Origin of the sequence: Micromonospora sp. NBC_01412, assembly GCF_045040215.1 — a bacterium.
Taxonomy (GTDB): Bacteria; Actinomycetota; Actinomycetes; order Mycobacteriales; family Micromonosporaceae; genus Micromonospora; species Micromonospora rubida.
In genome coordinates this window covers 7,515,772-7,540,236 of the sequence record NZ_CP109528.1, presented here as the reverse complement: position 1 = coordinate 7,540,236, position 24,465 = coordinate 7,515,772, and the positions used below count along the sequence as shown (strand labels likewise).

11 protein-coding genes are annotated in these 24,465 nt (G+C 75.2%); 1 reads left to right on the top strand and 10 read right to left on the bottom strand.

The features are described 5' to 3' along the window. Positions 1-216: 216 nt before the first annotated feature. Positions 217-1,524: an MFS transporter gene (locus OG617_RS32720; RefSeq protein ID WP_405096818.1), complete on the top strand. Its 1,308-nt coding sequence runs from the start codon at positions 217-219 to the stop codon at positions 1,522-1,524. A 126-nt stretch (positions 1,525-1,650) separates the two neighbouring features. Here OG617_RS32720 and OG617_RS32715 read toward each other — a convergent pair whose 3' ends face one another. From OG617_RS32715 to OG617_RS32670, 10 genes are all read right to left on the bottom strand, one after another. After that, positions 1,651-2,058 (bottom strand): hypothetical protein, encoded by a 408-nt coding sequence (locus tag OG617_RS32715; protein WP_405096816.1) that lies wholly within the window; start codon positions 2,056-2,058, stop codon positions 1,651-1,653. Next, a complete protein-coding gene (locus OG617_RS32710; protein WP_405096814.1) occupies positions 2,055-2,405 on the bottom strand; it encodes a hypothetical protein in 351 nt (116 codons plus the stop codon). The genes OG617_RS32715 and OG617_RS32710 overlap by 4 nt, the downstream gene beginning before the upstream one ends. Positions 2,406-2,566: 161 nt before the next feature. Next, complete coding sequence (locus OG617_RS32705; protein ID WP_405096812.1) at positions 2,567-3,232, bottom strand: alpha/beta hydrolase; 666 nt, start codon at positions 3,230-3,232, stop codon at positions 2,567-2,569. A 169-nt stretch (positions 3,233-3,401) separates the two neighbouring features. Further along, on the bottom strand, positions 3,402-4,010 hold the full coding sequence (locus OG617_RS32700) for a hypothetical protein (RefSeq protein ID WP_405096810.1): 609 nt from the start codon (positions 4,008-4,010) through the stop codon (positions 3,402-3,404). Positions 4,011-4,765: 755 nt separating this feature from the next. Then, positions 4,766-6,148, bottom strand: coding sequence for a cytochrome P450 (locus OG617_RS32695; RefSeq protein ID WP_405096808.1), 1,383 nt, complete (start codon positions 6,146-6,148; stop codon positions 4,766-4,768). Between the two features lie 4 nt (positions 6,149-6,152). After that, a complete protein-coding gene (locus OG617_RS32690) occupies positions 6,153-7,067 on the bottom strand; it encodes an esterase/lipase family protein (RefSeq protein ID WP_405096806.1) in 915 nt (304 codons plus the stop codon). 48 nt (positions 7,068-7,115) lie between these two features. Continuing rightward, positions 7,116-8,264 carry an FAD-dependent monooxygenase gene (locus OG617_RS32685; protein ID WP_405096804.1) on the bottom strand — a complete coding sequence of 383 codons (1,149 nt, stop codon included), beginning with the start codon at positions 8,262-8,264 and terminating at the stop codon, positions 7,116-7,118. Continuing rightward, the gene (locus OG617_RS32680; RefSeq protein WP_405096802.1) at positions 8,261-9,292 is read right to left on the bottom strand and encodes an SDR family oxidoreductase; all 1,032 of its coding nucleotides are present in this window, start codon (positions 9,290-9,292) and stop codon (positions 8,261-8,263) included. The genes OG617_RS32685 and OG617_RS32680 overlap by 4 nt, the downstream gene beginning before the upstream one ends. Beyond that, positions 9,289-10,704 (bottom strand): phthiocerol/phthiodiolone dimycocerosyl transferase family protein, encoded by a 1,416-nt coding sequence (locus OG617_RS32675; RefSeq protein WP_405096800.1) that lies wholly within the window; start codon positions 10,702-10,704, stop codon positions 9,289-9,291. Before OG617_RS32675 ends, OG617_RS32680 begins: the two co-directional genes overlap by 4 nt. Further along, entirely contained in the window at positions 10,704-24,431 is a 13,728-nt protein-coding gene (locus OG617_RS32670; protein ID WP_405096798.1) for an amino acid adenylation domain-containing protein, read from the bottom strand. Before OG617_RS32670 ends, OG617_RS32675 begins: the two co-directional genes overlap by 1 nt. Between the last annotated feature and the right edge of the window lie 34 nt (positions 24,432-24,465).

Genomic DNA, 24,465 nt, shown 5'->3' with positions numbered 1-24,465 from the left:
ACCGCCGGTGGCTAGTGTGGGACGGAGAGTGAGCCACGAGGAGCTGAGACATGCCCGGTCGTCCGAGCGCGCGTTGACGTCTTAGGCCGTGATCGGCCTGTCATCGCGTGCTGCCCTTGAATCGCGCGGCACAGCGAGCCTTCCCCACCTGCACCGTCAGTACGCTTGTCGTACGGCGGTCGGTGCGCCTTGTTCGCGGCAATCCAAGGGGTCTCTGTGCCGTCCGGCTACTCCGCCGTCTCCGATTCCGATTCCGCTCGATCCGTTACGCCGAGCCTGTGGCGCAACTCCGACTTCCGCAGCCTCTGGTTAGGACAGACGGCCTCACAGCTGGGCGAACATGCGAGCCTGGTGATCCTGCCGCTGATCGCCGTCCTGACGCTCAACGTCGGCGCGGACCAACTGGGCGTCCTGCGCGCGGTGGGGCAGACACCGCAGCTGCTGCTCGCGCTGTTCGTAGGCGTGTGGGTGGACAGGTGGCGGACCCGCACCGTCATGGTCCTGGCGGATCTCGGCCGAGCCCTGGCGCTGGGCGGAGCCGCCGTGGCCGCCCTCGTGGGCGGCCTCGGCCTGCCAGCGCTGCTGGCCACCGCCTTCACCATCGGGGCCCTGTCGGTGTTCTTCGACGTCGCCTACCAAGCCTCTCTCGTACGCCTGGTGAAACGCGATCAGCTGCTGCGGGGCAACAGCGCGATCGAGGGAAGCCGGTCTGCGGCCCAGATCGGCGGTCCCGCCCTCGGCGGGACGATGACGGCCCTGCTGTCGGCGCCGATCGCCGCCGCGTCCAGCGCCCTGTTCTTCGTGGTGTCGTTCCTGGGCATCTCGCGCATCCGTCACCGCGAGTCGATCCCGGAGCACCCGGGTGGACCCCAGCGGATCTGGCGGCAGATCCACGAGGGCGTCCGCTTCGTCGTCCGCGACACCTCGCTACGTACCGTGTGCCTCGCCTCGGCCGCGTTCCAGGTGTCCTTCGCGGCCACGATGACCGCCTACCTGCTCTTCTTGCCAAGGGAACTGCACCTGTCCGGCACCGCCATCGGACTGACGCTCGCCGCGACGGGGCCGGGCGCGCTCGTGGGCTCCCTGCTCGCCGCCCGCCTCCCGGGCCGCCTCGGTTACGGAACCGTACTCGTCGCGGCGGCGGCCATCGGTGACGGCGTGATGCTGTGCGTGCCCGCGCTGCACGGCACCTCCGTGGCCACCATTTCCGCACTGATCGCGATCAACCTCGTGTTCGGAGCCTTCGGCCAACTGGTCAACGTCGCTGTCATGGCCGTCCGGCAGGCGGTCACCCCGGACACGATGCAAGGCCGCGTCACCGCGACGATCACCTTCGCCGGCATGGGCCTGACGCCACTCGGCTCGCTGCTCGGCGGCCTCCTCGCGGAACACTGGGGGGTACGCCCGGCTCTGCTGGTCACGGCAGCCGGCATGATGCTGTCACCCGTGCTGATGGCTCTGTCCCCGCTCGCCCGCCTGGGTCCGGTGCTTCCATCACCAGATACTCATGATCACATGCACTGATCTGCGGCCGACCGGGCGTCACGGCGACCCGGGTGGGGAAGACCCGAGTCTGTCGGGTATGAGTGCGTAGCCGGCGCACGCGGGACAGCGCATGCGGGCTGCGGCATGCCGCGCCGTACGCCGGGATCAGCCGCCGGGGCAGCCACGGCCGCCGCTGATCGGGATGCACTGGGTGACGTGGGGTGCTGGCTCCCGGTCGGCCGGCGTCCAGCCGATCAACGGCCCCGTGGCCGCGCTTCCCACGATCGCGACAGCAAAATAGATCAGCACCATACCCGCCAGTGACCAGACGAAGTGGCGCCTCCAGTACCGATCGCGGACGAGTCGGGCGAGCAGCACCCCAGCCACCGGGAGTGCCAGGTTGAGCACCAGTGCCGCGGTCAAGATGGTGCCCGTGGTCGCGCCGAACGCCTGTGCCGCCGCGTGGGTCGCCACGTGGGGCGACGAAGTACGTCGAACCAACCCGACGATGAGCAGGAACGGCACGCCGTAGAGCCAGGCGAGGAGCAGTACGCCGAGCCCGATGCGCTTCATCGGACACCCTGCCAGACCGCACCGACCACAACCGCAACAACAACACTGCCCAGCGCCGACAGGGTGCCGGCGAGGATCGAGGAGGGGACTCGGCGCGCGAGCAGGCCGGTGACCACCAGCGTGATGAACAGCAGACCCACGAGGATCGGCGCGCCGAGGATCATCGCCAGGCCGATCTCCTCTTGCGGTGTCAGGCAGCTGAACGCCGCCGAGCAGTCCCTGTTCGGTGCAGCCGGCATCCCTGACCGTCCGACGAAAACCGCGGCGATCACGGTGGCGTACCAGCCAAGCGCGACGAGAAGGCTCAGCCCGAACGACGCTCGGTGCGGCGCATCCACATCATCCATGTCCACGAACCTGCCACGGCTTCGAGACCTGGCCCATCCGTCTTCGTACTCATTCCCGAATGGGTACCGACCGTCAAGGCAGGTCCGGCGGCGTCATCAGCCTGGTGTGGATGCGACGTCCGAGGTGGCCGTCCCTGGCCGCCGGACGGGTAGGGTCGTTGTCATGCCGGCATCGCGGTCCGGGTTTCGGCTGCGGTCTTGATGAGCTGTGCCGCTTCGCCGGGGCGAGAAACCATCGGGACGTGGCTGGCAGGGACTTCGCTGGTGGTCGCGCCCATGCGGCTGGCGAACATGCGCTGCGCGTCCGGCGGGATCGCCTGGTCCTGGGTGGCTATCAGGTACCAGGACGGTAGCGATCCCCACGCCGGGACGCCCATCGCTTCCGAGAAGGTTGAGCCGGCAATTGGCTGCTGTACGGCATGCATCACCTTGGCCCGGACCGGGTCGACGTCGGCCGCGAAGTGCTGGACGAAGTCGTCCTGCGGCTGCCACATGAAGCCATGCTTGTCGGTGAACAGGTGCTCCAGCGCCGGCGGTGTGGGTCCCTGCGACAGCAGAGCGCTGAGCGATTCCCCTTGGTCCAGCCCGAAGGCCGCGATGTACACCAGCCCGACCACGTTCGGGGCGTCGGTGCCGAGGGCGGTCATGATCTGGCCGCCGTAGGAGTGTCCGGCCACGATCGTCGGGCCGTCCTGCAAGGTCAGGACCTGACGTAGCCGGGCGACATCATCGGCCGTCGAGGTCAGGGGAACTGTGGGGCCGTCACGTGGTATCCGTCGGCCTGTAGGCGCTCGATCACGCCGCTCCAGCAGGACCCGTCGGCCCATGCGCCGTGGACGAGGACGATGCTCGGTCGGCCGTGTCCGCCGCCATGACCGGTGCAGTCACGTTGCGAGTACCAGATCGGCCTGGGTGTAAACGTCTCGGTCCGGCCGGTCGAGCACCGAAGTGCCATGCCGGATGCCCAGCCGAGCGTCGTGCTCAGCTCGGCAACGCTCAGCCGCCCAGCCAGATCGAGGCCCGCTTGATGTACGCGAGCTGTGCGGCGAAGGCGACCAGTGCGACCGCCACACCGATCGCGATCGCGAACGTGGCGGACCCGCCGGCCAATCCGGTCAGCAGGGTCGCGCCCAGGCCGATCAGCAGTGCGTTCACGGCGCCCACCATGGCCGCCGTGGTCAGCAGCAGTTGCCAGCGAGATGCGGCGCTGCCAACCGCCGCCGCGATCGTCCGAGTGTCGCCCCCGCCGGTCACCGCGTCGGCGAAGAAGTCGTGCTCGCCGGCGAACCGGCGGTGGTAGTAGGCGCGGATGTGCTGGATGCGCTTGAGATTCAGCGAGTTCTCCACCATGTTCTGCACCAACCGGGCGAAGGTGAGCAGCCCGGTGATCACCAGGGTCGGCAGCACCGCGCCGAGGTACGGCTTGATCAGTTGTTCGCTGCTGGAGACGAAGCCCAGCCCGATCAGCGCGGCGGACAGCAGTGACAGGAACACAGTCGCCCGCCCGACGGACTCGGTGATCGTGGCGCCGCGCGAGGTCTGGAGCACGAAGTGCTCGGTGGTCAGGGCGGTGAGCAGCCCCTGCTCGCGCGCGTCCTGGTCCATGCCACCGCCCCCTCCTGTGCTGGCCGCCCCTCACATCCTTGAAGACGAGAAGTCGGCATTGCGGGACATCCCGGAAATTGGGCTGCGGGCGTCGGCGCGGGAGGGTGGGACACGTCGCGGCCGTTCGTTGATCACGTCGGGGGCGTCTCTGGCGACGGCCCGGACAGCAGACCCAACTCCGTGGCTGCCGGGCCCAGATCGTGATCTGGGTGGCCGACAGGGCCGCCCCGACGACCCAGGCGGCCACCTACCACCCGGAATCCAGCAGCGGGACCGCCGCGGCGAGGCTCACGACGGGCACGGCCGGGAAGAGCAGCAGGTAGGACAGCCGGCCCCGGGCTCCGGGCGGCGGTGCCAGGTCCACACCCCCGGACGTCCTGCGGCAGCGGCAGCCGGGTGTCCGCCGCTTCCCGCAGCACCGGCCCGTAGAGCGCAGGGCCGGCGACAGCCGCCACAGCGCCGGCCCGGTCCACTCCCGCAGCAGCCCTCCGGAAGATCAGGATCGGTCGCGTCCCGGGACGGTCGCGCCGAGGGCTCGGGACGGCACGCCCACACGGGAACCGCCAGGGCGGGCCGGTCGGCAGCGCTCGGGACCGGACCGTCCCGGACGGCGGCCGTGGCGGGCGGTCGTGGACGGCAGTCGTGAGCCGGGCGGCGGCGACCGTGCCGGCCGGCGGCCACGGCGGCTGGCGGCCACGGCGGCCGGGGCGGCCGGGGCCGGCGCCCGGCGGGGATCCTGACGGGCCCCCGGCCGGTCAGCGGGGGGCGAGCGTGCGCGCGACGCGTACCCGCGCGCCGCGCCGGGGGACCAGGATGATGTTGCGCATCGCCGCCGGCTCGTCGGCCGCGCGGTCGGGGCGCAGCTCGACGTGCCGCAGCACCGTCCGGAGGATCACCTCCATCTCGGTCTGGGCGAACGTCGCCCCGAGGCAGCGGTGGGCGCCGCCGCCGAACGGGAGGTACGCGCGCACCGGCGGGTCGGGCTCCAGCCAGCGTTCGGGCCGGAACTCGGTGGCGTCGGCGCCCCAGACCCGGCGGTCGGTGTGGATCGCGGAGAGCGACGGCCACACGAACGTCCCGGCCGGGAGGCGGTACCCGCCCAGCTCGACCGGCCCGGTGGTCCGTCGGCCGAGGTTGTAGCTCACCGGCCGCAACCGCAGCGTCTCCTTGACCACCGCGGTCCGGTACGGATCGCGGGGATCGTCCAGCCCGGCCCGGACCCGGGCGAGCGCCTCCGGGTGGCGCAGCAGCCGCTCGAACATCCACGCCGACGCCACGGCCGTCGTCTCGTAGCCGCCGGTGAGCAGGGTGACCAGCTCCACCCGTACGAGTTCGTCGTCGGGGCTGCCGTCGAGCAGCATGGACAGCACGTCGGGACGCCCCTGCCGACCGGGGTCCCGGCGGCACCGGTCGATCTCGGCGTACAGCAGGTCGTCCGCGTGGTCGAGGCCCTCGACGGTCCGGCGCCACGGCCCGATCCTGGCCAGCCCCGGCCACACCCACATCAGCAGGTCACGCGTCCTGATGTCGACGACCCGGCGCAGGGCGGCGGCGAGCCGGGCCGCCCGGTCCGGCTCCTCGACGCCCATGACGAGCCGGACGATCACCCGCAGCGTCAGCTCCCGCATCCGCTCCACCAGGGGGAAGGTGGGCCCGACGGGCCAGGACGCGACCTCCTCGCGGGTCATCACCTCCATGGTGGACACCAGCGCGGCGACCCGTTCCCCGTGGAACGCCGGCGTCATCCGCCTGCGCTCGGAGCGGTGCGCCGCCCCGTCCAGGGCGAGCACGGTCCGTCTGCCGAGGAGCGGCTCGAACATGGCGTTGTTCTCGCCCACGGGGAACCCGTCGGGCCCGCCGAGGGCGACCGTGCGCACGTCCTCGGGCCCGCACGCGACCACGATCCGCCCGATGGGCGCGACGCGCAGCGTGAAGAGGTCGCCGAACCGTTCCCGCATGGCGGGGAAGTACGTGTTCCGGCCGCCCCAGACCCGCAGCGACTGGAGCGCGGCCGGCGTCCGGGGTCCCGGCGGCAGCGCCTCACCGGGGCCGGGCGTCGGGTGGCGTATCTCGGGACGCCAGGCGCGCAGCCGTTCCCGGGCGGGCGTACGCGGGTGCGTCACGGCGAAGTCGCTCATCGGGTCACTTCCAGCCGGGGAAGTAGGGGTCGACGCGGAACGCGGGGACGGGCTGCGCGTTGTCCGGGTCGAGGGCGTTGCGGACGTGCAGCCAGGCCCGCTCGTTGTAGATGATGCTGGCGTGCTCGGAGAAGTCCTCCGGGCAGCCGTCCTGGAGCAGGATGTTCGTCACGTTGTCGCCCTTGAGGAACGCCTTGGTGTACGGCGTGACGATCTGGTCGTGTTCGGTCATGATCACCGTGTACTTCGGACCGGGGCGGGTGTCACCGCGGCCGTAGATCCGTTCGATCATCTCCGAGTCGACGGCGCCCTGGTCGCACAGCGGGAACAGCTTGCGGGCCATCAGGTGGTACGAGCGGGGGGCGACGTTGCGGAACACGTACGTGAGGGTGCTGAAGGACACGCCGTGGTTCGACGGGGCGATGGACACCGCCTTGTCGACGTTCGGGTAGCCGTCGAGGACGTTCAGGTAGTACTGCATGAGCAGCCCCCCGCCCCCGGAGTGGCCCACGAGGTCGATCTTCGGCACGCCGGTGAGCTTCTTGATCCGCTCGACCTCGGCCGCCAACTGCTCGGCGCTGCGAGTGAGGTCGTCGTTGCCCTGGAACGGCACGTCGAACCGGCCCGCCCACCGCGGCTTGCCCCAGTTCATCGTGAACACGCAGTACCCGTGGTTGCGCAGGAACGGCGCGCCCGCCTGGAAGTTGAACGACTGGTTCGACATGAACGCGTGCAGCAGCAGGACCGGGCGCGGGTGCTCCTCGGTGGGCCGGACGGACGGGTCGTTGGCGCCCGGCGGCGGCCGGTTCGGCGTCCACCACGCCCGCACCCCCGCCCGCATGTCCCACGGCACGGGCAGCGGGCCGGCCTCCGTGGCCCGGGTCGACGTCACCGTCTCCTTCGTCTCCATATCGATCATGGTCTGCGCCTCCTTCTCGAACAGGTGTGTGCGGCCGGCGGTCGCCGGTCAGGTCGGGAGTTCGAACCGCATCGGGGCGATGTTCTGGCGGCGCACCACGGCCGCCGGGGCGTGCCGGACGGCCAGGTTCCGCAGGCCCGCGACGACCGGGTGGCCGATCTGCTCCACCCGGCTCAGCCGCCGCGACGCCGACACGAGCCACCGGGTGCGGTCCCGCCGCGCCTCCTCGTACCGGCGTAGCCCGGCGGCGGGGTCGTCCGCCGCCGCGAGGTGGTGGGCCAGGGCGTAGCCGTCCTCGATCGCCGAGCTGGCGCCCTGGCTCAGGCTCGTCAGCATCGGGTGGGCGGCGTCCCCGACCAGGGTGACCGGCCCGTCCCCCCACGATTCCAGGAACGGCCGGTCCTGGGCGGGCACGGCGACGACGTCCGCCGCCGGGGTCAGGGAGACCACCTGGCGCACCTCGTCCGCCCAGCCCGCGAAGTGGCGCAGGACGTCCTGCCGGGGGTCCGTCCGCAGGCGTGCGCCGTCCGGCGGGAGGTTCTTCGTCCCCCACCAGTACGCGTGCCCGCCCCCGACGTCGATCAGCCCGAACCGCTGGCCGTTGCCCCAGTAGTGGACGGCGCCGCCGGCCGGTAGCCGGGGATGGGCGAACGCCACCGTGGCGATCCAGCAGACGTAGCCGTGCTCGGTGACCGGCTCCGGGCCCGCCGCCTGCGCCCGGACGACGGACCGGATGCCGTCCGCGCCGACCAGCACGTCACCGGCGTGGGTGCGGCCGTCGGCGTCGGTGACGACGACACCGGCGCCGACGCGGTCGTACCGGGCGACCTCGACGCCGTGGTGGACCGGGGTGCCGGCCAGCGCGTCGCGCAGCAGCGCGGCCAGGTCGCTGCGGCGCACGTTGACGACCGGCGCGCCCAGCTCCTCCGTGATCGACCGGATCGGCAGCTCCCGCAGCGGCCGGCCCCGCGCGGTACGCAGCTCGAACCGCTCGCAGACCCGTCCCACTCCGGCTGCCGGCAGGTCGACGCCAAGGGCCCGCAGCACCTTCGTGGCGTTGCTGGCGATGCCCAGCCCTCCGCCCGAGGTGCGCGGGCCGGGCGCGGCCTCGAACAGCTCGACCTCGATGCCGCGCCGGCGCAGGGCGATGGCGGTCGTCAGGCCGCCCACTCCCGCGCCGACCACGAGGGCCCTCATCGCCCCGCCTCCCGGTGCCGACGTCCGCCTGGACCGCCTGGACCGCCTGAGCCGGCCGCCGCGCCCGCCAGGCCACCCGCGCCGACCGTGTCGCCCGCTTTGGCGGTGCCGCCCGCGCCGGTCGTGTCGCCCGCGTCAGCCGCGGCGGCCGACGCGAGCTGGCGCCGGATCGCCGCGTCCAGCACCCGGTCCGGCAACAGCCGCGCCGCCATCGAGGCGACCCACGCGTCCGGCCCGACCCGGTAGCGGGTGCGGGGCCGCCGCGCCGTCATCGCGTGGCCGACGGCGTGGCCGACGGCCTCGGGCCGCGTCCTGCTCTCCCGGGCCCGCCGCTCGTTCATGGCGACGAAGCCGCGGAAACCGCGCCGGTACGGGTCGGCCGCCTCGGCGGGCGCCGCGTCGAGCAGGCGGTGCGCCGACGCGGCCACCTTGGTCCAGATCGGCGTCATGATCGCGCCAGGTTCGACGATCGAGACGCTGACCGACAGCGGCGCGAGTTCCCGGCGCAGCGCGTCCGACATGCCCTCCTTGGCGAACTGCGAGGCGGCGTACGCGCCGAGGAACGGCGCGGCGACCCGCCCGATGCCCGAGCTGACGTTGACGATCCGGCCCGCCGGTGTCCCCGGCGGGGTGCCGGGCGGGCGGACCCGCAGCAGCGGGAGGAACGCCTGGGTGACCGTCACCGTGCCGATGAGGTTCACCTCCAGCTCGGCCCGCAGCTCGTCGGGCGGCACGCACTCCAGCGGCGCCGACACGCAGATCCCGGCGTTGTTCACCAGCCCGCGCAGGCCCGCGTCGCCGGTCTGCTCCCGCACCCGGGCGCAGGCCTCTCGCACGGAGTCGGCCGACGTGACGTCGAGCGGCAGCGGGCGCACCCCGGGGTGCCCCCGGGCGATCCGTGCCGCGGCTTCCGTGGACCGCACTCCGGCGTACACGGTGAATCCCGCGCGGGCCAGGACCAGGGCCGTCGCCTCGCCCAGCCCCGACGACGCCCCGGTGACGAGCACCGCGCCTGTCCTGTCCGTCATGATCGACCTCCCGTTCCGGTGGGCAGCGGCGCCCCTTCGCGTCGCAGGCTCGACAGCAGGGCGCGCACCGCTTCGTCCGCGATCCGCCCGGCCCGTTCGCCGGTGACCGCGCCGTCGATGTAGGTGAAGTTCCAGTGCAGCGCCGCGTGGCTGGTGTTCACCGTCGCGACCAGGTAGCCGCTGACCGAGACGCCGGCCACGAACTGGGCGCCGGAGAGTTCCCACGACCCGACCCGGGCGGGGAAGTCGAAGCGCCCGACGTTCGACAGGCACACGTTGCCGGGCCCGGCCCGGTCCACCAGGGCGACCGCCCGGGCGCTCGCGCCGACCGAGCGCGGCGACATCAGGCGCAGCAGGGAGACCAGCGCCAGGTGGTGGTGCAGCCGACGGCGGCGGCGCAGGTCCCGGAAGGCGGCGCGAGCCACCGTCCACAGGTCCGCCGCCGGGCCCACCCGCAGGTACGACGGCACGGTGGCGACATACGCGCCCGCGTCCCGCCGGTCGACCGGCGGGACCAGTTCGGCGCGGAAGTCCACGGGGGACCCGACGCACACCCGCCGGGGCCGCCGGTGCGGCTCCGTCCCGGCCACTGCGGTCGCCAGCGCCGCCGCCAGCGCGCCGTGCACGGTGACCCGCTCCCGGCGGCAGCGGTCCACCAGCGCGGCGAGCTGGCCGGCGTCGAGTTCGCGGCGGACCAGCCGCGTCCGGCGCGCGGTCGGCGCCACCGGGACGGCCGGCGCGAGCCGCCACGGCCGGGCCACTACGGCGGCGACCCGGTCGGCGAGCACCGCCGCGACGAGGTGCGCCGCGCGGGGCACCCCGTTGAGCCGCCCCGGCAGCAGCGCCTCGGCCGGGGGCACCGGGGCCCGGGGCGTCGCCTCCCCGGCCGGTGCGCCGGGCGTCGCCTCCCCGGCCGCCAGCTCCACGAGCCGGCGCAGCAGCTCCAGCGCGGTGGTCCCGTCGGCGACGACGTGGGACACGGTCAGGATCAGGTCGTGGCGTTCGTCGGCGGTCCCCGGGGCACCCCGCGCCACGTCGACGATCCGGGCCAGCGGCCCCACCCGCCAGTCGAGCGGGGTGGCCAGCTCGACCTCGTCGACCTCCCGCGCCCAGCGGTCGGCGTCGGGCCCGTCGGCGCGTACCGCCCGGACCGGGAGCCCGGCGGCGCGCGCCGCGACGAAGCGGGGCCGGCCCCCGTCCGGCTCGGCGGCGACGGCGACCCGCAGCAGCGGGTGCTCCCGGGCCAGCCGGGCGGCGGCCCGCCGCAGGTCCTCCGCCCGGTACGCCCCGGCGACGCGCACCCGGGCGACGACGTTGAGCGGGGAGAGCTGGTCGCAGATCCAGTACCAGCGTTCCATGGGGCTCAGCGGCCGGCGGACCTCGCCGGTCCGGCCGTGGTCGGCGGCCGTCATCAGGCCACCTCCCGCTCGTCGCCCGACCGGCTCTCGGCGCGGGCCAGGGCCGCGTCGAGTTCGGCGGCCACGGCCGCCACGTGCGGGGCGGCCATCATCGTCAGGTGGTTGCCGGGGACCGGCACGGTCTCCACGGCACGCCCGGCCCGGCGCTGCCAGCCGTCGCCGGAGCCGTCGAACACGCCGCCGAAGGCCCGGTGCGCGGCGGCCAGGCCGGCGGGCAGTTCCTCGCCCGCCCGCAGCACGACCAGTGGGTGGCGCACCCTCGGCATGCGGTGGCCGACCGTCGCGCGGTAGTTGGCCCGGAAGACCCCGTACAGCCTGCGCAGCAGCTGCGGCGCGGCGTCCTCGGGGAGGATCCCCAGCTCGACGCTGCGGCGGAAGACCGCGTCGAACAGCCGCCCGGGGTCCTCGTCGGACGGGTCGAACCCGTCCGCCAACTCGGTGCGGCCGGTCGCGTACCAGAGCAGCTCCCGGAAGAACGCGACGATCAGCTCCCGGTCGTCGGCCAGCGGCCGGGGCCCGTCACCGAGCGCCACGGTGTCGAGCAGGGTGACCGAGGCGACCTGCGCCTCGTCGAGCCGCCGGGCGATCTCCACCGCGACGTAGCCGCCGAAGGACCAGCCGGCGATGTGGAACGGCCCCTCCGGGTGGACCCGGCGGATCGCCTCGACGTACGACGCGGCCAGCGCCTCCATCGACGCCAGGGGCTCGGTGCCGGGCTCCGCGCCGGCGGCCTGGAGGCCGTACACCGGCCGGTCCCCGGCGAGGTGCCCGACCAGCTCCCGGTAGCACAGGACGTTGCCGCCGATCGGGTGCGCCAGGAACAGCGGGGTGCGGTCACCCGACTCCCGCAGGGGCACCACCGGGTCGAACGCGCGGTGGGTGGCGCCGGACCGGACGACCGCCGCGAGCTCCCGCGCCGTGGGCGCCGCGAGGAACGTCCGCAGCGGCAGGTCCACCCCCCACCGCCGGGCGACGGTCAGGGCGGCCCGGGTGGCGCCGATCGATGTGCCGCCGGCGTCGAAGAAGCTCGCGTCGACCGCCAGGTCGTCGGTCCCGGCGAACTCCGCCAGGAGGTCGGCGAGCGCCCGCTCCAACTCGTCGCCGGCCCGGGCGCGGGTGGCGGGCCCGCGCGCCCCCAGGGCGCGCAGCGCGGCGTCGTCGCGCTTCCCGCTCGGGGTCAGCGGCAACGCGTCGATCCACCGGTACCGCCCCGGCACCAGGTGCGGCGGAAGCACCCGGCTCAGCCCGGCGCGTACCGTGTCGATGTCGATCCGGTCCGGGTCGCCGACCAGGAACGCCTCCAGCACCGCGTCCGACCCGCCCAGGTCGCGCGGCACGACGGCCACCTGCTCGACCCCCGGCTGCTCGGCGGCGAGCCGGAGCACGGCCAGCTCGACCTCCGCGCACTCGACCCGGTGGCCGCGCACCTTGACCTGCCCGTCGGCCCGGCCGAGGCAGACGACCTCGCCGGTGGGCAGGGCGACGCCGAAGTCGCCGGTGCGGTAGCGGACCGCGCCGTGCGGCGCGGCGACGAACCGCTCGGCGGTGAGCGCCGGCCGGTTCTCGTACCCCAGCGCGACGCAGGGACCCTCGACGTGGATCTCGCCCCGCACGCCCGGCGGCACCGGCCGCAGCCGCTCGTCGAGCAACGACACCCGGGCCCCCGGGACCGGGGTGCCGACCGGGGGCAGCGGCGGGTGGTCGGCGGCGTCGGCCGGCAACTGGTACGCCAGCACGACGTGCGTCTCGGTCGGGCCGTACTGGTTCTCCAGCACCAGGCCGGGAAGCGCGGCGCACAGGGCGCGGATCTCCGGGGTGATGCGCAGCTGCTCGCCGGAGGAGACGATCGCCCGCAGCGACGCCGGGTACGTCCCCGTCGCGGCGGCCACCTCGGCGAGGGCCTGGAGCGCGACGTACGGCAGGAACATCCGGTGCACCCCGCCGTCGGCGGCGGCCCGCAGCACGGCGGCCATGTCCCGGTGCGTGTCCTCGTCGATCAGGTGCAGGGTGCCGCCGCCGCACAGCGTGGAGAAGATCTCCTGGAAGGACACGTCGAAGCTGAGCGGCGCGAACTGCAGGGTGGTCCGGTCCGCCCCGCCGGTGGCGCGGTCGTTCTGCCACCCGACGAGGTTCGTCAGCGCGCGGTGCGGCATCGCCACGCCCTTGGGCTCGCCCGTCGACCCGGAGGTGAACAGCACGTAGGCCACGTCCTCGGGGTGCAGCCGGGGCAGCGGGGCCGGCCCGTCGCCTTCCGGCCCGTCGCCGTCGTGTCCGGCGGCGCCTTCCGGCCCGTCGCCGTCGTGTCCGGCGAGGAGGGTGTCCGGCTCGACCACGTCGGTCACCTCGGCGAGCGCCGCGCCGAGGTCCGCGTCCGCGACGGTGGCCCAGGGCGTGGCGATCCCGATCATCGCCTGGACGTGCGCCTCCGGGTAGCTCGGGTCGAGCGGGACCACGGCCGCCCCGGCGCGCATCGCCCCCAGCACCACGGCCACGAGGCCGGCCGAGCGCCGCATCCGGACCGCCACCCGGGCCCCGTGGGGCATCCCGGCGGCGAGGAGCCGCTGCGCCACCGTGTCCGCGGCGTCGGACAGCCGCCGGTAGCCCCACCGCTGCCCGCTGTCGACGACGGCCGTGGCCGTGGGACGCCGCGCGGCCACCCGGGCGACCTGGTCGGTGACGTCGTCGCGGCGGGCCGCCCACGGGTCGACTCCGCCCTCGGGGTCCCGGACGATCTCGCCGAGCGCCCCGATCACGAGCCGCCCGAACTCCGCGCGCTGGTCGCCGGTGAGTCCGTCGGCGCCCGTGCCGATCCGCAGCGAGACGGTGCCGTCGCGGGGGTCGACCAGCGCGGTGGTCAGCAGCGCGAAGTCGGTCTCCTCGCGCACCGCCACGTCCACCAGCTCGACCCCGCCGCCGCCCAGCACGTCGCCGAGCTGGTGGTAGTCGACGAAGTTGAAGGCGGTCTCGAAGGCGGGGCCGTCCCGGTCGGCGGCGAGCGCGCTGACCGGGAAGCGCCGGTGCGGGAAGCTCTCCCGTTCCCAGCGGACCACCCGGTCGACGGCGTCGCCCCAGGTCCGCTGCCGCCCGTCCAGGCGCACCGGGACCGTGTTGAGGAACAACCCCGCGCACCGCTCGGCGCCGGCGCGGTCCGGCCGGGCGTGAGTCACGCAGCCCGTGACCACGTCGTCCGACCCGGACATCGCCCGCAGCGCCAGGCAGTGCGCGGCCAGCAGGACGGACTTGAGCGGCACACCGCGGCGGCGGGCGAACCGCTTCAGGCAGCGGTTCAGCCACTTGGGCAGCGCCACGGTCAGCGTCCGGTCCCCGTCCTGCTCGGGCGCGACGTGCGGGCGTACCGACGGGATCGTGGTGGGCCGGGAGCCCGCCAGCGCCCGCGCCCAGAACTCCCCGGTCGTCCCGTCGTGCCGCGACCGGCGTTCGGCGCGGACGTGCTCGGCGAGCAGGAGCGTCGCGTCCGGCTGCGGCGCGACCGGCGGCCGGTCGCCCCCGACCCGCGCCAGATAGTCCCGCAGCAGCTCGCCGACCAGGGTGGCCACGCTCCACCCGTCGAGAATCGCGTGGTGGAAGTGGAACACCAGGTCGACGCCGTCGGGCCGGACGAACACCCGCGCCCCGTGCAGGGCCGCCGGCCGTCCCGGCCCGCCGTCGAGCAGGGGGTACGCGACGCGGTGCATCCGCTCGACGTACGCGTCGACGGCTGCGGCACCGGCGTCGCCCGCGTCATCTGCGTCGCCCGCGTCGACGATCTCCAGCGGGTCCGGCACGTCCCGGAGGACGACCTGCAGCGGCACGGACCGGCCGGTGAGGTCGAAGTTCGCGCGCAGCGCGGGCTGCCGGCGCACCAGCTCCCGGTACGCGTGGCGGAACTCGTCGGCGTGCCACGGCATCCGCAGCCGGTACCGGAACACGTCCTTGTACAACGGCGAGTCCGCGCGGTGCAGGCTGTGGAACAGCATCCCCAGCTGCAACTGGGTCGCCGGGAACGCGTCCTCGACGCCCGCCTCCTCGACGCCCGGCCGGTCGATCAGCGGCACGAGCGCGAACGGGGCGCCGACGGCGTCCTCCGCAGCCGGGGCCGGCCCGTGGGCCACCTGCGCGGCGAGGCCCGCGACGGTCGGGTCGGCGTGGAACCGTTCCACGTCGAAGGCCAGGCCGCGCCGTTCGGCCTCGGTGCGCATCCGCAGCACCAGGATCGAGTCGCCGCCCACGGTGAAGAAGTCGTCGTGGATGCCGAAGGCGTCCGACCCGAGCACGTCGCGCCAGACCTCGGCGAGCTCGCGCTCGACGGCGTCGCGGGGCCGGTCCGAGCCGTGCTCCCGGTGCCCGGACGCGGCCAGCGTGCGCCGGTCCACCTTGCCGCTGCGGGTCAGCGGGAGCCGGTCCAGCAGGACGAGGTCCGCGGGGACCAGGTATCCGGGGACCCGTTCGGCGAGCTGTCCGACGATCGACCGGACCAGCGACGGCCGGTCGCCCGCAGCCCGGTCCTCCCCGCCCGCCACGACGTACGCCACGAGGCGCTTCCCGGCGTCGGTGTCCTCGTCGAGGACGACCGCCTCGGCCACGTCCGGGCACCGGGTCAGCGCGTTCTCGGCCTCGCCGAGGGTCACCCGGTTGCCGCGGATCTTCACCTGGTCGTCCAGCCGGCCGAGGTATTCGACGGTGCCGTCGGCCAGCCAGCGCGCGAGGTCGCCGGTGCGGTACCGGCGTCCCTCCGGGATCGACTCGTCGACCACGAACACCTCGCCGGTGCGGGCCGGCTGCCCGAGGTAGCCGCGGCCGACGCCGACCCCGGCGACGTTCAGCTCGCCCGGCACGCCGATCGGGCAGCGCCGGCCCGCGCCGTCGAGCACCATGAGCGCGACGTTGTCGATCGGCCTGCCGATGGGCACCCGCGCCAGCGGGCCCGACGGCGGCACGTCGAAGGACGAGACGTCGACCGTGGCCTCGGTCGGCCCGTACAGGTTGACCAGCCGCACGTCGCCGTGGCCCGCCTCGGCGAACGCCGCGCGGAAGCGTTCCGCGAGGGCGGGCGTCAGTGCCTCCCCGCTGCAGAAGACCCGCCGCAGCGTGCGGACCTGCCCGGCCGCGCCCGGGTCGTGCGTCAGGTGGTCGAGGAACGGGCCGAGCATCGACGGGACGAAGTGCACGACGGTGACGCCGTGGCGGGCGATCAGGGCGGCGAGTTCGCGGGGATCCCGCTCCGCGCCCGCCGGGGCCACCGCGACCCGGGCCCCGGCCCGCGCCCACCACAGCAGCTCCCAGACCGACACGTCGAACGTGGTGGGGGTCTTGTGCAGGACGACGTCGTCGTGCCGCAGCGGGTACCGGCGTTGCATCCAGGCCAGCCGGTTGACGACCGAACGGTGCTCGATCATCACGCCCTTGGGCGCGCCGGTCGACCCCGACGTGTAGACGACGTACGCCAGGTCGGTGGGCCGCACGGCGCCGCCGGCCGGCGGCGCGACGTCCGCGATCCCGTCGCCGTCGCCGTCGCCGTCGCCGTGACCGTCGCCGTGACCGTCGCCGTCGCCGTGACCGCCGCCGTCGCCGCCATCGCCGCCGGTTCCGGCGGGGGTCGGCACGGGCGCCGGGCGGATGCCGAGCTCGTCCAGCAGGTCGGCGTACCGGCCGTCGGTGACGGCGGTCCGGGCCCCGCAGTCGGACAGCACGGCCCGCAACCGCTCCCGGGGATGCTCCGGGTCGACCGGCACGTACGCGCCACCGGCGGCGTGCACGGCGTGCACGGCGACCAGGAACTCGACGGAACGCGGCAGGAGCACCGGCACGCACTCCTGCGGGCGCAGGCCGCCGTCGCGCAGGCGCGCGGCGAGCCGGGCGACCTGCCCACGGAACTGACCCCAGGTCAGCGCGACCGCCCGGCCCCCGGCGTCGGCGCCGACTACGACGGGCTGGTCCGGCCGCGGGTCGGTCCGCGCCGCCACCAGCCGGTCCACGGTGGCCGACTCGTCCAGGTCGGCCCGGTGCGGGCGCTCGAAGCCGGCGATGCGCGCGGTCTCCTCGGGGTCGAGCAGCGCCAGCGTCCCCAGTGGCGCGTCGGGCGACCGCAGGCCCTCGTCGAGCAGGCGGACGAGGTGTCCCGTCGCGGCCCCGACGGAGAAGTCGTCGTCGAACACGTCGTCGGCGTAGAACACGTCCACGTCCAGGGAGCCGTCGCTCTCGTGCTCGCGGACCACGACGTTCACGGCGTCGAGGGAGTACCCGGACGCGAGCACCGTCGACTCGACGTCCGCGTCGCCGTCGCCGTCGCCGTCCGTGGCCGGGACGGTGATGTAGGAGTACGTGACGTCGAACAGGTCCCGGACCTGCCGGCCCTCCCCGCGTACGGCGGCGCGCAGGTCGCCCAGCGCGAACCGCTGGCACGCGGTGAGGTCCCAGACGCCGGAACGCACCTCGTCGGCCAGGTCGAGCAGCGTGCGCCCCTCGTCGACGTCGACGTGCAGCGGCAGGATGTTCGTGACGTCGGACATGGTCGCCAGCTCGGCCGGGGTCCGCCGGTTCAGCAGCGGAACCCCCAGGACGATGTCGCCGTCGCGGTGCACCCGACGCAGGTACGCGGCGAGCGCGGCGGCGGTCACCGAGAAGACGGACCGGCCCGTCGCCCGGACCCGGTCGGCGACCCGCGCGTCGACGTGCACGGAGCGCTGCCTCCGGCGGTGGGTGCGCACGGTCGCGGCTCGGGCGAACAGGGCCGGATCCAGGTCGCCGACCGCCGCGACGAGCGCGTCCCGGTCCGCCCGCCACTGCGGGGAGTCCCGGTACTCCCGGTCCGCGTCGGCCACGTCGAGACAGCTGGGGGCCGGGTCGGGGGCATCCGCGTCCCCGGTGGACCGGTGGTGCGCGACGATCTCCCTGATCGCCAGGTTGATGCCCCACGCGTCGGCGACGACGTGGTGGAACCGGCAGTACACGATCAGCGAGTCGGCGTCGTCGATCAGGATCGTCGTCCGCACGAGCGGGCCGTCCAGCGCGACGACGCTGTCGGTGGCCCGGCGGATCCACCGCTGGCACGCCCCGCGCGGGTCGGCTTCGGCGCGGAACGACACGACCTCGACGTCCGGGTAGTCCGGCAGCACCCGCTGCGTCCACTCCTCGCCGTCGCGCTCCAGCCGCAGCCGCATCGCGTCGTGCCGCAGCGCGGTGCGCCGGATGGCCTCCCGCAGCCGGTCGACGTCGGTTGCGCCGCGCAGCCGCAGGTAGCCGCTGGGCTGGGACAGCGGCAGGTCGGGATAGGTCAGCGCGGTGGTGACCACGTCCTGCTGGTAGCGGCTCAGCGGCGCGCTCCGACCGGCCGGGTTCGGGTCGGTGGCGGTGGCGTCCGGCGTCGGAGCCGGGACCGGGGGCGCGGTCGGCTCCGCAGCCGGGGGCACAGGGTCCCCGGCGGCGGGCGTCACCAGGGCGGACAAGTGCTCCGCCAGCGCCGCCGGGGTCCGGTGCTCGAAGACGGCCGTGGTGGAGATCGACAGGCCGGTGGCCCTCTTGAGGCGGTTGCGGAAGTCCACGGCGCCGAGGGAGTCGAAGCCGATGGTCTTGAACCCCGCGTCGGGGTCGACGGCCTCCGGCGTGTCGTGCCCCAGCACCGTCGCGGCCACGCTCCGGACGAGCCCGAGCAGGGCCCCCCGGCGTTCGTCGGCCCCCATCCGGCCCAGGTCGACGCCCGCCGGTGCCTCCGCCGCCGGGCGTGCGGCGTTCGCGGCCCGCAGGCCGGGCCGGGCGAAGCCGCTGAGGATCGCGGGCAGCTCACCCGCGCCCCGCGCCCGCCCGGTCGGCAGGTCGAGTCGGGCCGGGACCAGCACCGTCCGGCCGCTGCGCAGCGCGGCGTCGAACAGCGCCAGGCCCTCCCGGGTGGACAGTGCCGAGAAGCCGGTACGCCGCAGCCGGGCGTGGTCCCGGTCGTCGAGGTGGCCGGTCATCCCGCTCTCCTTCTCCCACAGCCCCCAGGCCAGGGAGGTCGCCGGCAGGCCCCGCTGGCGGCGGTGCTCGGCCAGCGCGTCGAGGAAGGTGTTTGCTGCGGCGTAGTTCGCCTGGCCGGCCGTGCCCAGGATCCCGGCGGCGGACGAGAACAGCACGAACGCGGACAGCTCCAGGCGCTCGGTGGCGCGGTGCAGGTTCCAGGCCGCGTCGAGTTTCGGCCGTAGGACGCGGTCGACCTGGTCGGTCGACATCGTGCTGAACAGCGCGTCGTCGAGCACGCCGGCGGCGTGCACGACCGCGGTCAGTGGATGCCGGTGCGGCACTTGCGCCAGCACGTCGTCGAGGGCGTCCCGGTCGGCGACGTCGCACGCGACGGTCCGCACGTCGGCGCCCAGCGCCCGCAGCTCCTCGCCCAGTTCCCGGGCGTCGGCGGTGTCGGGGCCGCTGCGGCTGAGCAGGAGCAGCCGGGTCACGCCGTGCGCGGTGACCAGGTGCCGGGCGAGCAGCCCGCCGAGCACCCCCGTGCCGCCGGTGACGAGCACCGTGCCCGCCGGGTCCAGCGGCCTCGGCAGGGTGAGCGCGAGCTTGCCGATGTGCCGGGCCTGGCCGAGGACCGCCAGCGCGTCGGGCGCCTGCCGGACGTCGCGCACCGAGACGGGAAGCGGGCGCAGCTCGTCCCGGTCGAACATCGCGCCGAGTTCCGACAGCATGGCCCCGGTCTCCTCCGGCCCCACCCGGGTGAGGTCGAAGTGCTGGTACCGCACCCCGGGGTGCGCCCGCGCGACCTGCTCCGGGTCGCGGACGTCGGTCTTGCCCAGCTCGATGAAGTGCCCTCCGCGAGGCAGCAGGTCGAGGGCGGCGTCGACGAACTCGCCGGCGAGGGAGTCGAGGACGACGTCGACTCCCTCGCCGGCCGTCGCGGCGCGGAACTTGTCGGCGAAGTCGCAGGTGCGGGAGCTGGCCAGGTGCGCCTCGTCGAAGCCCAGGTCGCGCAGCGTGCCCCACTTGGTGGGGCTGGCGGTGGCGAAGACCTCCGCGCCCGCGTGTCGGGCGAGCTGGACGGCCGCCAGGCCCACCCCGCCGGTCGCGGCGTGCACCAGCACCCGCTGTCCGGGGGCCACCCCGGCCAGCCGGCGCAGCGCGCAGTGCGCGGTGAGGAAGACGGCCGGGGTGGACGCGGCCCGCGCGAAGGACCACCCGGCGGGGAAGCGGGTGAGGAAACCGTGGTGCCGGACGACCCGGGGGCCGATCCCCATGAAGGTGCCCATCACCCGGTCGCCCGGGCGCAGCGCCCCGACGTCGTCGGCGACCTCCAGCACGACGCCGGCCCCCTCGTTGCCGAGGTCGACGTCCGGGTCCGGGTACATCCCGTACGCGATCATCACGTCGCGGAAGTTCAGCCCCACCGCGCGGACGCCGATCCGGACCTCGCCGGGGCCCAGCGGCCGGTCGGCGTCGGGCCAGGGCACCAGCGACATGTTGCCCGCGTCGAGGGTCCCCTCGCCCAGGGTGCGCAGCTGCCAGCTTGGCTCCGGCAGCCGGTCGAGGCCGCCGACGGCCGACCCGGCCGCCCGGGCCAGGCGTGGCACCCGGGCCTCGCCCCGGCGGAACGCGAGCTGCGGCTCGCCGCTGGCCAGGGCCGTGGAGACCAGGTCGGGCCAGCCCGACCACTCGTCCACGTCGACCAGGACGATCCGCCCGGGGTGTTCGGTCTGCGCGCTGCGCAGCAGGCCCCAGACCGGCGCGTGCGCCAGGTCCGCGACGTCCTCTCCGGCGCCGGTGGAGACGGCCCGCCGGGTGAGGACCACCAAGGGGGAGCCGTCGGACCGGGGTTCGGCCAGCCACCGCTGCGCGGCGTGCAGGACCTCGCCGAGGGCCTGCCGGGCCCGCGCCGGCAGGTCGGCCCTCGCCGGGCCGCCGTCGTCCTGCGGGGCGTCGGGGCAGCGCAGCACCGCCGCGCCGAGCGGTCCCGACGCGGGTACGGCGGGCCACCGCACCCAATCCCGGTGCCCGCCCGTCGGGGTCGGCACGGCGACCGGGGTCCAGTCGAGGCCGAACAGCGTGTCGTGGGTGCCGGTGTCGGCGGCGGCGAGCCGCTCCCGGCTGATCGGCCGCAGCGCCAGCGACCCGACCTCGCACACCGGCTGCCCGGCCGGGTCGGTCAGCGCCAGCGCGTACGTGTCGGTGCCGGTCGTCGTCACGCGGACCCGCAGGGTGGTGGCGCCGACCGCGTGCAGCCGGACGTTCGCCCAGGCGAAGGGCAGCCGCACCTGGTCGGGGGTGACCTCCCGGCCGGGGTCGACGTACTCCAGCGCGTGCAGGGCGGCGTCGAGCAGGGCCGGGTGCAGGGCGAACCCGTCCGAGGCGACGCCGTCGGGCAGGGCCACCTCGGCGTACAGCTCGCTGCCGCGACGCCAGACGGCCCGCAGCCCCCGGAAGGCGGGCCCGTACCGGTAGCCGCGCCGGGCCAGCCGGTCGTAGCCGTCGGACACGTCGACCGGCTCGGCCCCCGGCGGCGGCCAGGCCCCCGCGTCGGCGTCGGCCCCGGCGGGAGCGGGGGACGTCCCGAGGGTGCCCTCGGCGTGCCTCGTCCACGCCGGTCGGGGGTCGGCCAGCGGCGCGGACGACTCGGCGCGGGAGTAGACCCGCACCTCGCGCTCGTCGGCGGACCCGTCGGAGACGACCACCTGGAGGCGGACGGCGCCCCGCTCGGGGACGACCAGCGGCTCGCACAGCACGAGGTCCGTGACGACGGGGTGGCCGACCTGCTGGCCGACGAACGCGGCCAGCTCGGCCATCGCGGCACCGGGCAGCAGGACGATCCCGTCGACGGCGTGGTCGGCCAGCCAGGGGTGGGTGGCCAGGGAGAGTCGGCCGGTGAACTGCGCCCCCTCGCGCTCGGGGTGGTCGTGGGCCGCCGTGAGCAGCGGATGGGTCATCCCGTCCGGGCCGTGCCCGCCGGCCCCGGCCGCGCCGCCCGCGCCCGGCGGCATCCAGAACCGCCGGCGCTGGAAGGCGTACGTGGGCAGGTCGACCGGGCGCGGCCGGTGCGCGTCGAGGTGGGCGGTCAGGTCCATCGCCCGGCCCGCGACGTGCACCTCGGCGACCGAGGTGAGCAGGCGGCGCAGGCCGCCCTCGTCGCGGCGCAGGCTCCCGACGACCACCGTCGGGTCGTCCGGGGCGGCGTCGTGCAGCGACTCCTCGACGCCGACCGTCAGCACCGGGTGCGGGCTGACCTCGACGAAGACCCGGTGTCCCCGGTCGTGGGCCGCGCGCACCGCGGGCGCGAAGCTCACCGTGCGGCGCAGGTTGCGGTACCAGTACCCCGCGTCCAGCCCGGTGCCGTCGACGGGACCGCCGGTGACGGTGGAGACGAACTCGACCTCGGCCGCGGTGGGCTCGACCCCGGCGAGCGTGGCCAGCAGCTCCTCCTCCAGCGGCTCGACGTGGGCGGAGTGCGACGCGTAGTCGACGGCGACCCGGCGCGCCCGGACGTCGTCGGCGGCGCAGCCGCGCAGGAACTCGTCGATCGCGGCGGCGTCGCCGGACACGACGGTCGACAGGGGACCGTTGATCGCGGCGATCTCCAGGCGACCGGCCCACCGGTCCAGCCGGCGGGCGACCGCCTCGGCACCGAGCGCCACGGACGCCATCCCGCCGGTGCCGGCGAGGGCCACGATCGCCCTGCTGCGCAGGGTGACGATCCGCGCCGCGTCCCGCAGCGAGAGGGCGCCCGCGACGTGGGCCGCCGCGATCTCGCCCTGGGAGTGGCCGATCACCGCGGCGGGCCGGACGCCGAACGCCTGCCAGCAGCGGGCGAGGGAGACCATGACGGCGAACAGGGCGGGCTGCACGACGTCGACCCGGTCCAGGCCCGGCGCGTCGGGCCCGCCGCGCAGCACGTCGCGCAGCGACCAGTCGACGAACTCGGCGAAGGCGCGGTCGCAGTCGTCGATCCCGGCGGCGAAGACGGGGCTGGTGTCGAGCAGGTCGGCGGCCATGCCCACCCACTGCGAACCCTGCCCGGGGAAGACGAAGACCACCCCGCCGGTCACGCCGGCCCGCCCGGTGACGGCGTCGGTGGTGGGGCGGTCCTCGGCGAGCGCGGCCAGCCCCTCGACGGCCTCGGCGTGGTCGCCCGCCAGCAGCACCGCGCGGTGGTCCAGGTGGGCGCGGCCGGCGGTCAGGGTGTGGGCGACGTCGGCGAGGCGGAGCGTTGGCCGCCCGGCGAGGTGCGCGCGCAGCCGGTCGGCCTGCGCCCGCAGCGCCGGCTCCGTCCGGGCCGACAGCACCAGCGGCACCACGTCCGGCCCGGACCCGGCCCCCGCGTCGGCGGCGTCCCCGCCGGCCGGGTCCCCCGGCGGGGCCTGTTCCACGATGACGTGGGCGTTGGTGCCGCTGATCCCGAACGACGACACGGCCGCGCGGCGCGGCCGGTCGGCCTCCCGGCGGGCCGGCCACGGGACGGTTCCGGACACCACCCGGACGGTTCCGGGGGACCAGTCGACGGCGTCGGTCACCCGCGACAGGTGCAGGGTCCCCGGCACCTCGGCCCGGCGGATCGCCTCGATCATCTTGATGACGCCGGCGACGCCGGCCGCCGCCTGCGGGTGGCCGATGTTCGACTTGATCGAGCCGACCAGCAGCGGGTCGTCGGCGGACCGGGCGGCGCCGTACGTCGCCAGGAGCGCCCGTGCCTCCACCGGGTCGCCGACCTTCGTGCCCGTGCCGTGGGCCTCGACGAGGTCCACGTCGGCCGGTGACAGGCCGGCGTCGGCCAGCGCGTCGCGGATCACCCGCCGCTGCCCGGCCTCGCTCGGCGCCGACAGGCCGTCGGACGCGCCGTCCTGGCCGATCGCGGTGCCGCGCAGCACCGCCAGCACGGGGTGACCCCGGCGGCGGGCCTCCGAGAGCCGTTCCAGGACGAGGACGCCGGCCCCCTCCGAGACGCCGAAGCCGTCGGCGTCGGCGGAGAACGGCTTGCTGACCCCGTCCGGGGCCAGGGCGCCGAGCCGCGCGAACCCGACGAAGATGCTGGGCGCGCAGACCACGTTGGCCCCGCCCGCGAGCGCCAGCCCGCACTCCCCGGCGCGCAGCGCCCGGACGGCCAGGTGCACGGCCGTGAGCGAGGACGAGCAGGCGGTGTCGACGGTGACCGCCGGTCCCTCCAGCCCGAGCGCGTACGCGACCCGCCCCGACGCCACGCTCGGGGTCGTCCCCGTCGTCAGGTGGCCGGCGTGCTCGGCGTCGCCCTCGAACACCCGGGGGCCGTACTCCTGGGCGACGACGCCGAACCAGACGCCGGCCGGGGTGCCCGCGAGGGCGGTCGGGTCGATCCCGGCGCGTTCGAGCGCCTCCCAGGACAGCTCCAGCAGGAGCCGTTGCTGGGGGTCCATGGCCAGCGCCTCGCGGGGGCTGATGCCGAAGAACGACGGGTCGAAGTCGCCGACGCCGTCGATGAACGACCCCCCGCGCACGTACGTCGACCCGGGGGTGCCCGGGTCGGGGTCGGTGAGCGCCGACAGGTCCCACCCGCGGTCGGCGGGGAACTCCGGCACGGCGGCGTTGCCGCCGCGCGCCACGAAGGCCCACAGCTCGTCGGGGGAGGAGAGGGTGCCCGGGTAGCGGCAGCCGACGCCGACGACGGCGATCGGGTCCGCCGACGGCAGCCATCCGTTCCGGTCCGGGGTGCTCGGTGACCTGGTGTCTCGACGCTGGTCGGCACGGTCCGAACGACCGTGAGCCGACGTCCCACTGGCTCGTTCCATGCCGGGGAACGTACGGACGCGGAGTAAGGGTGCG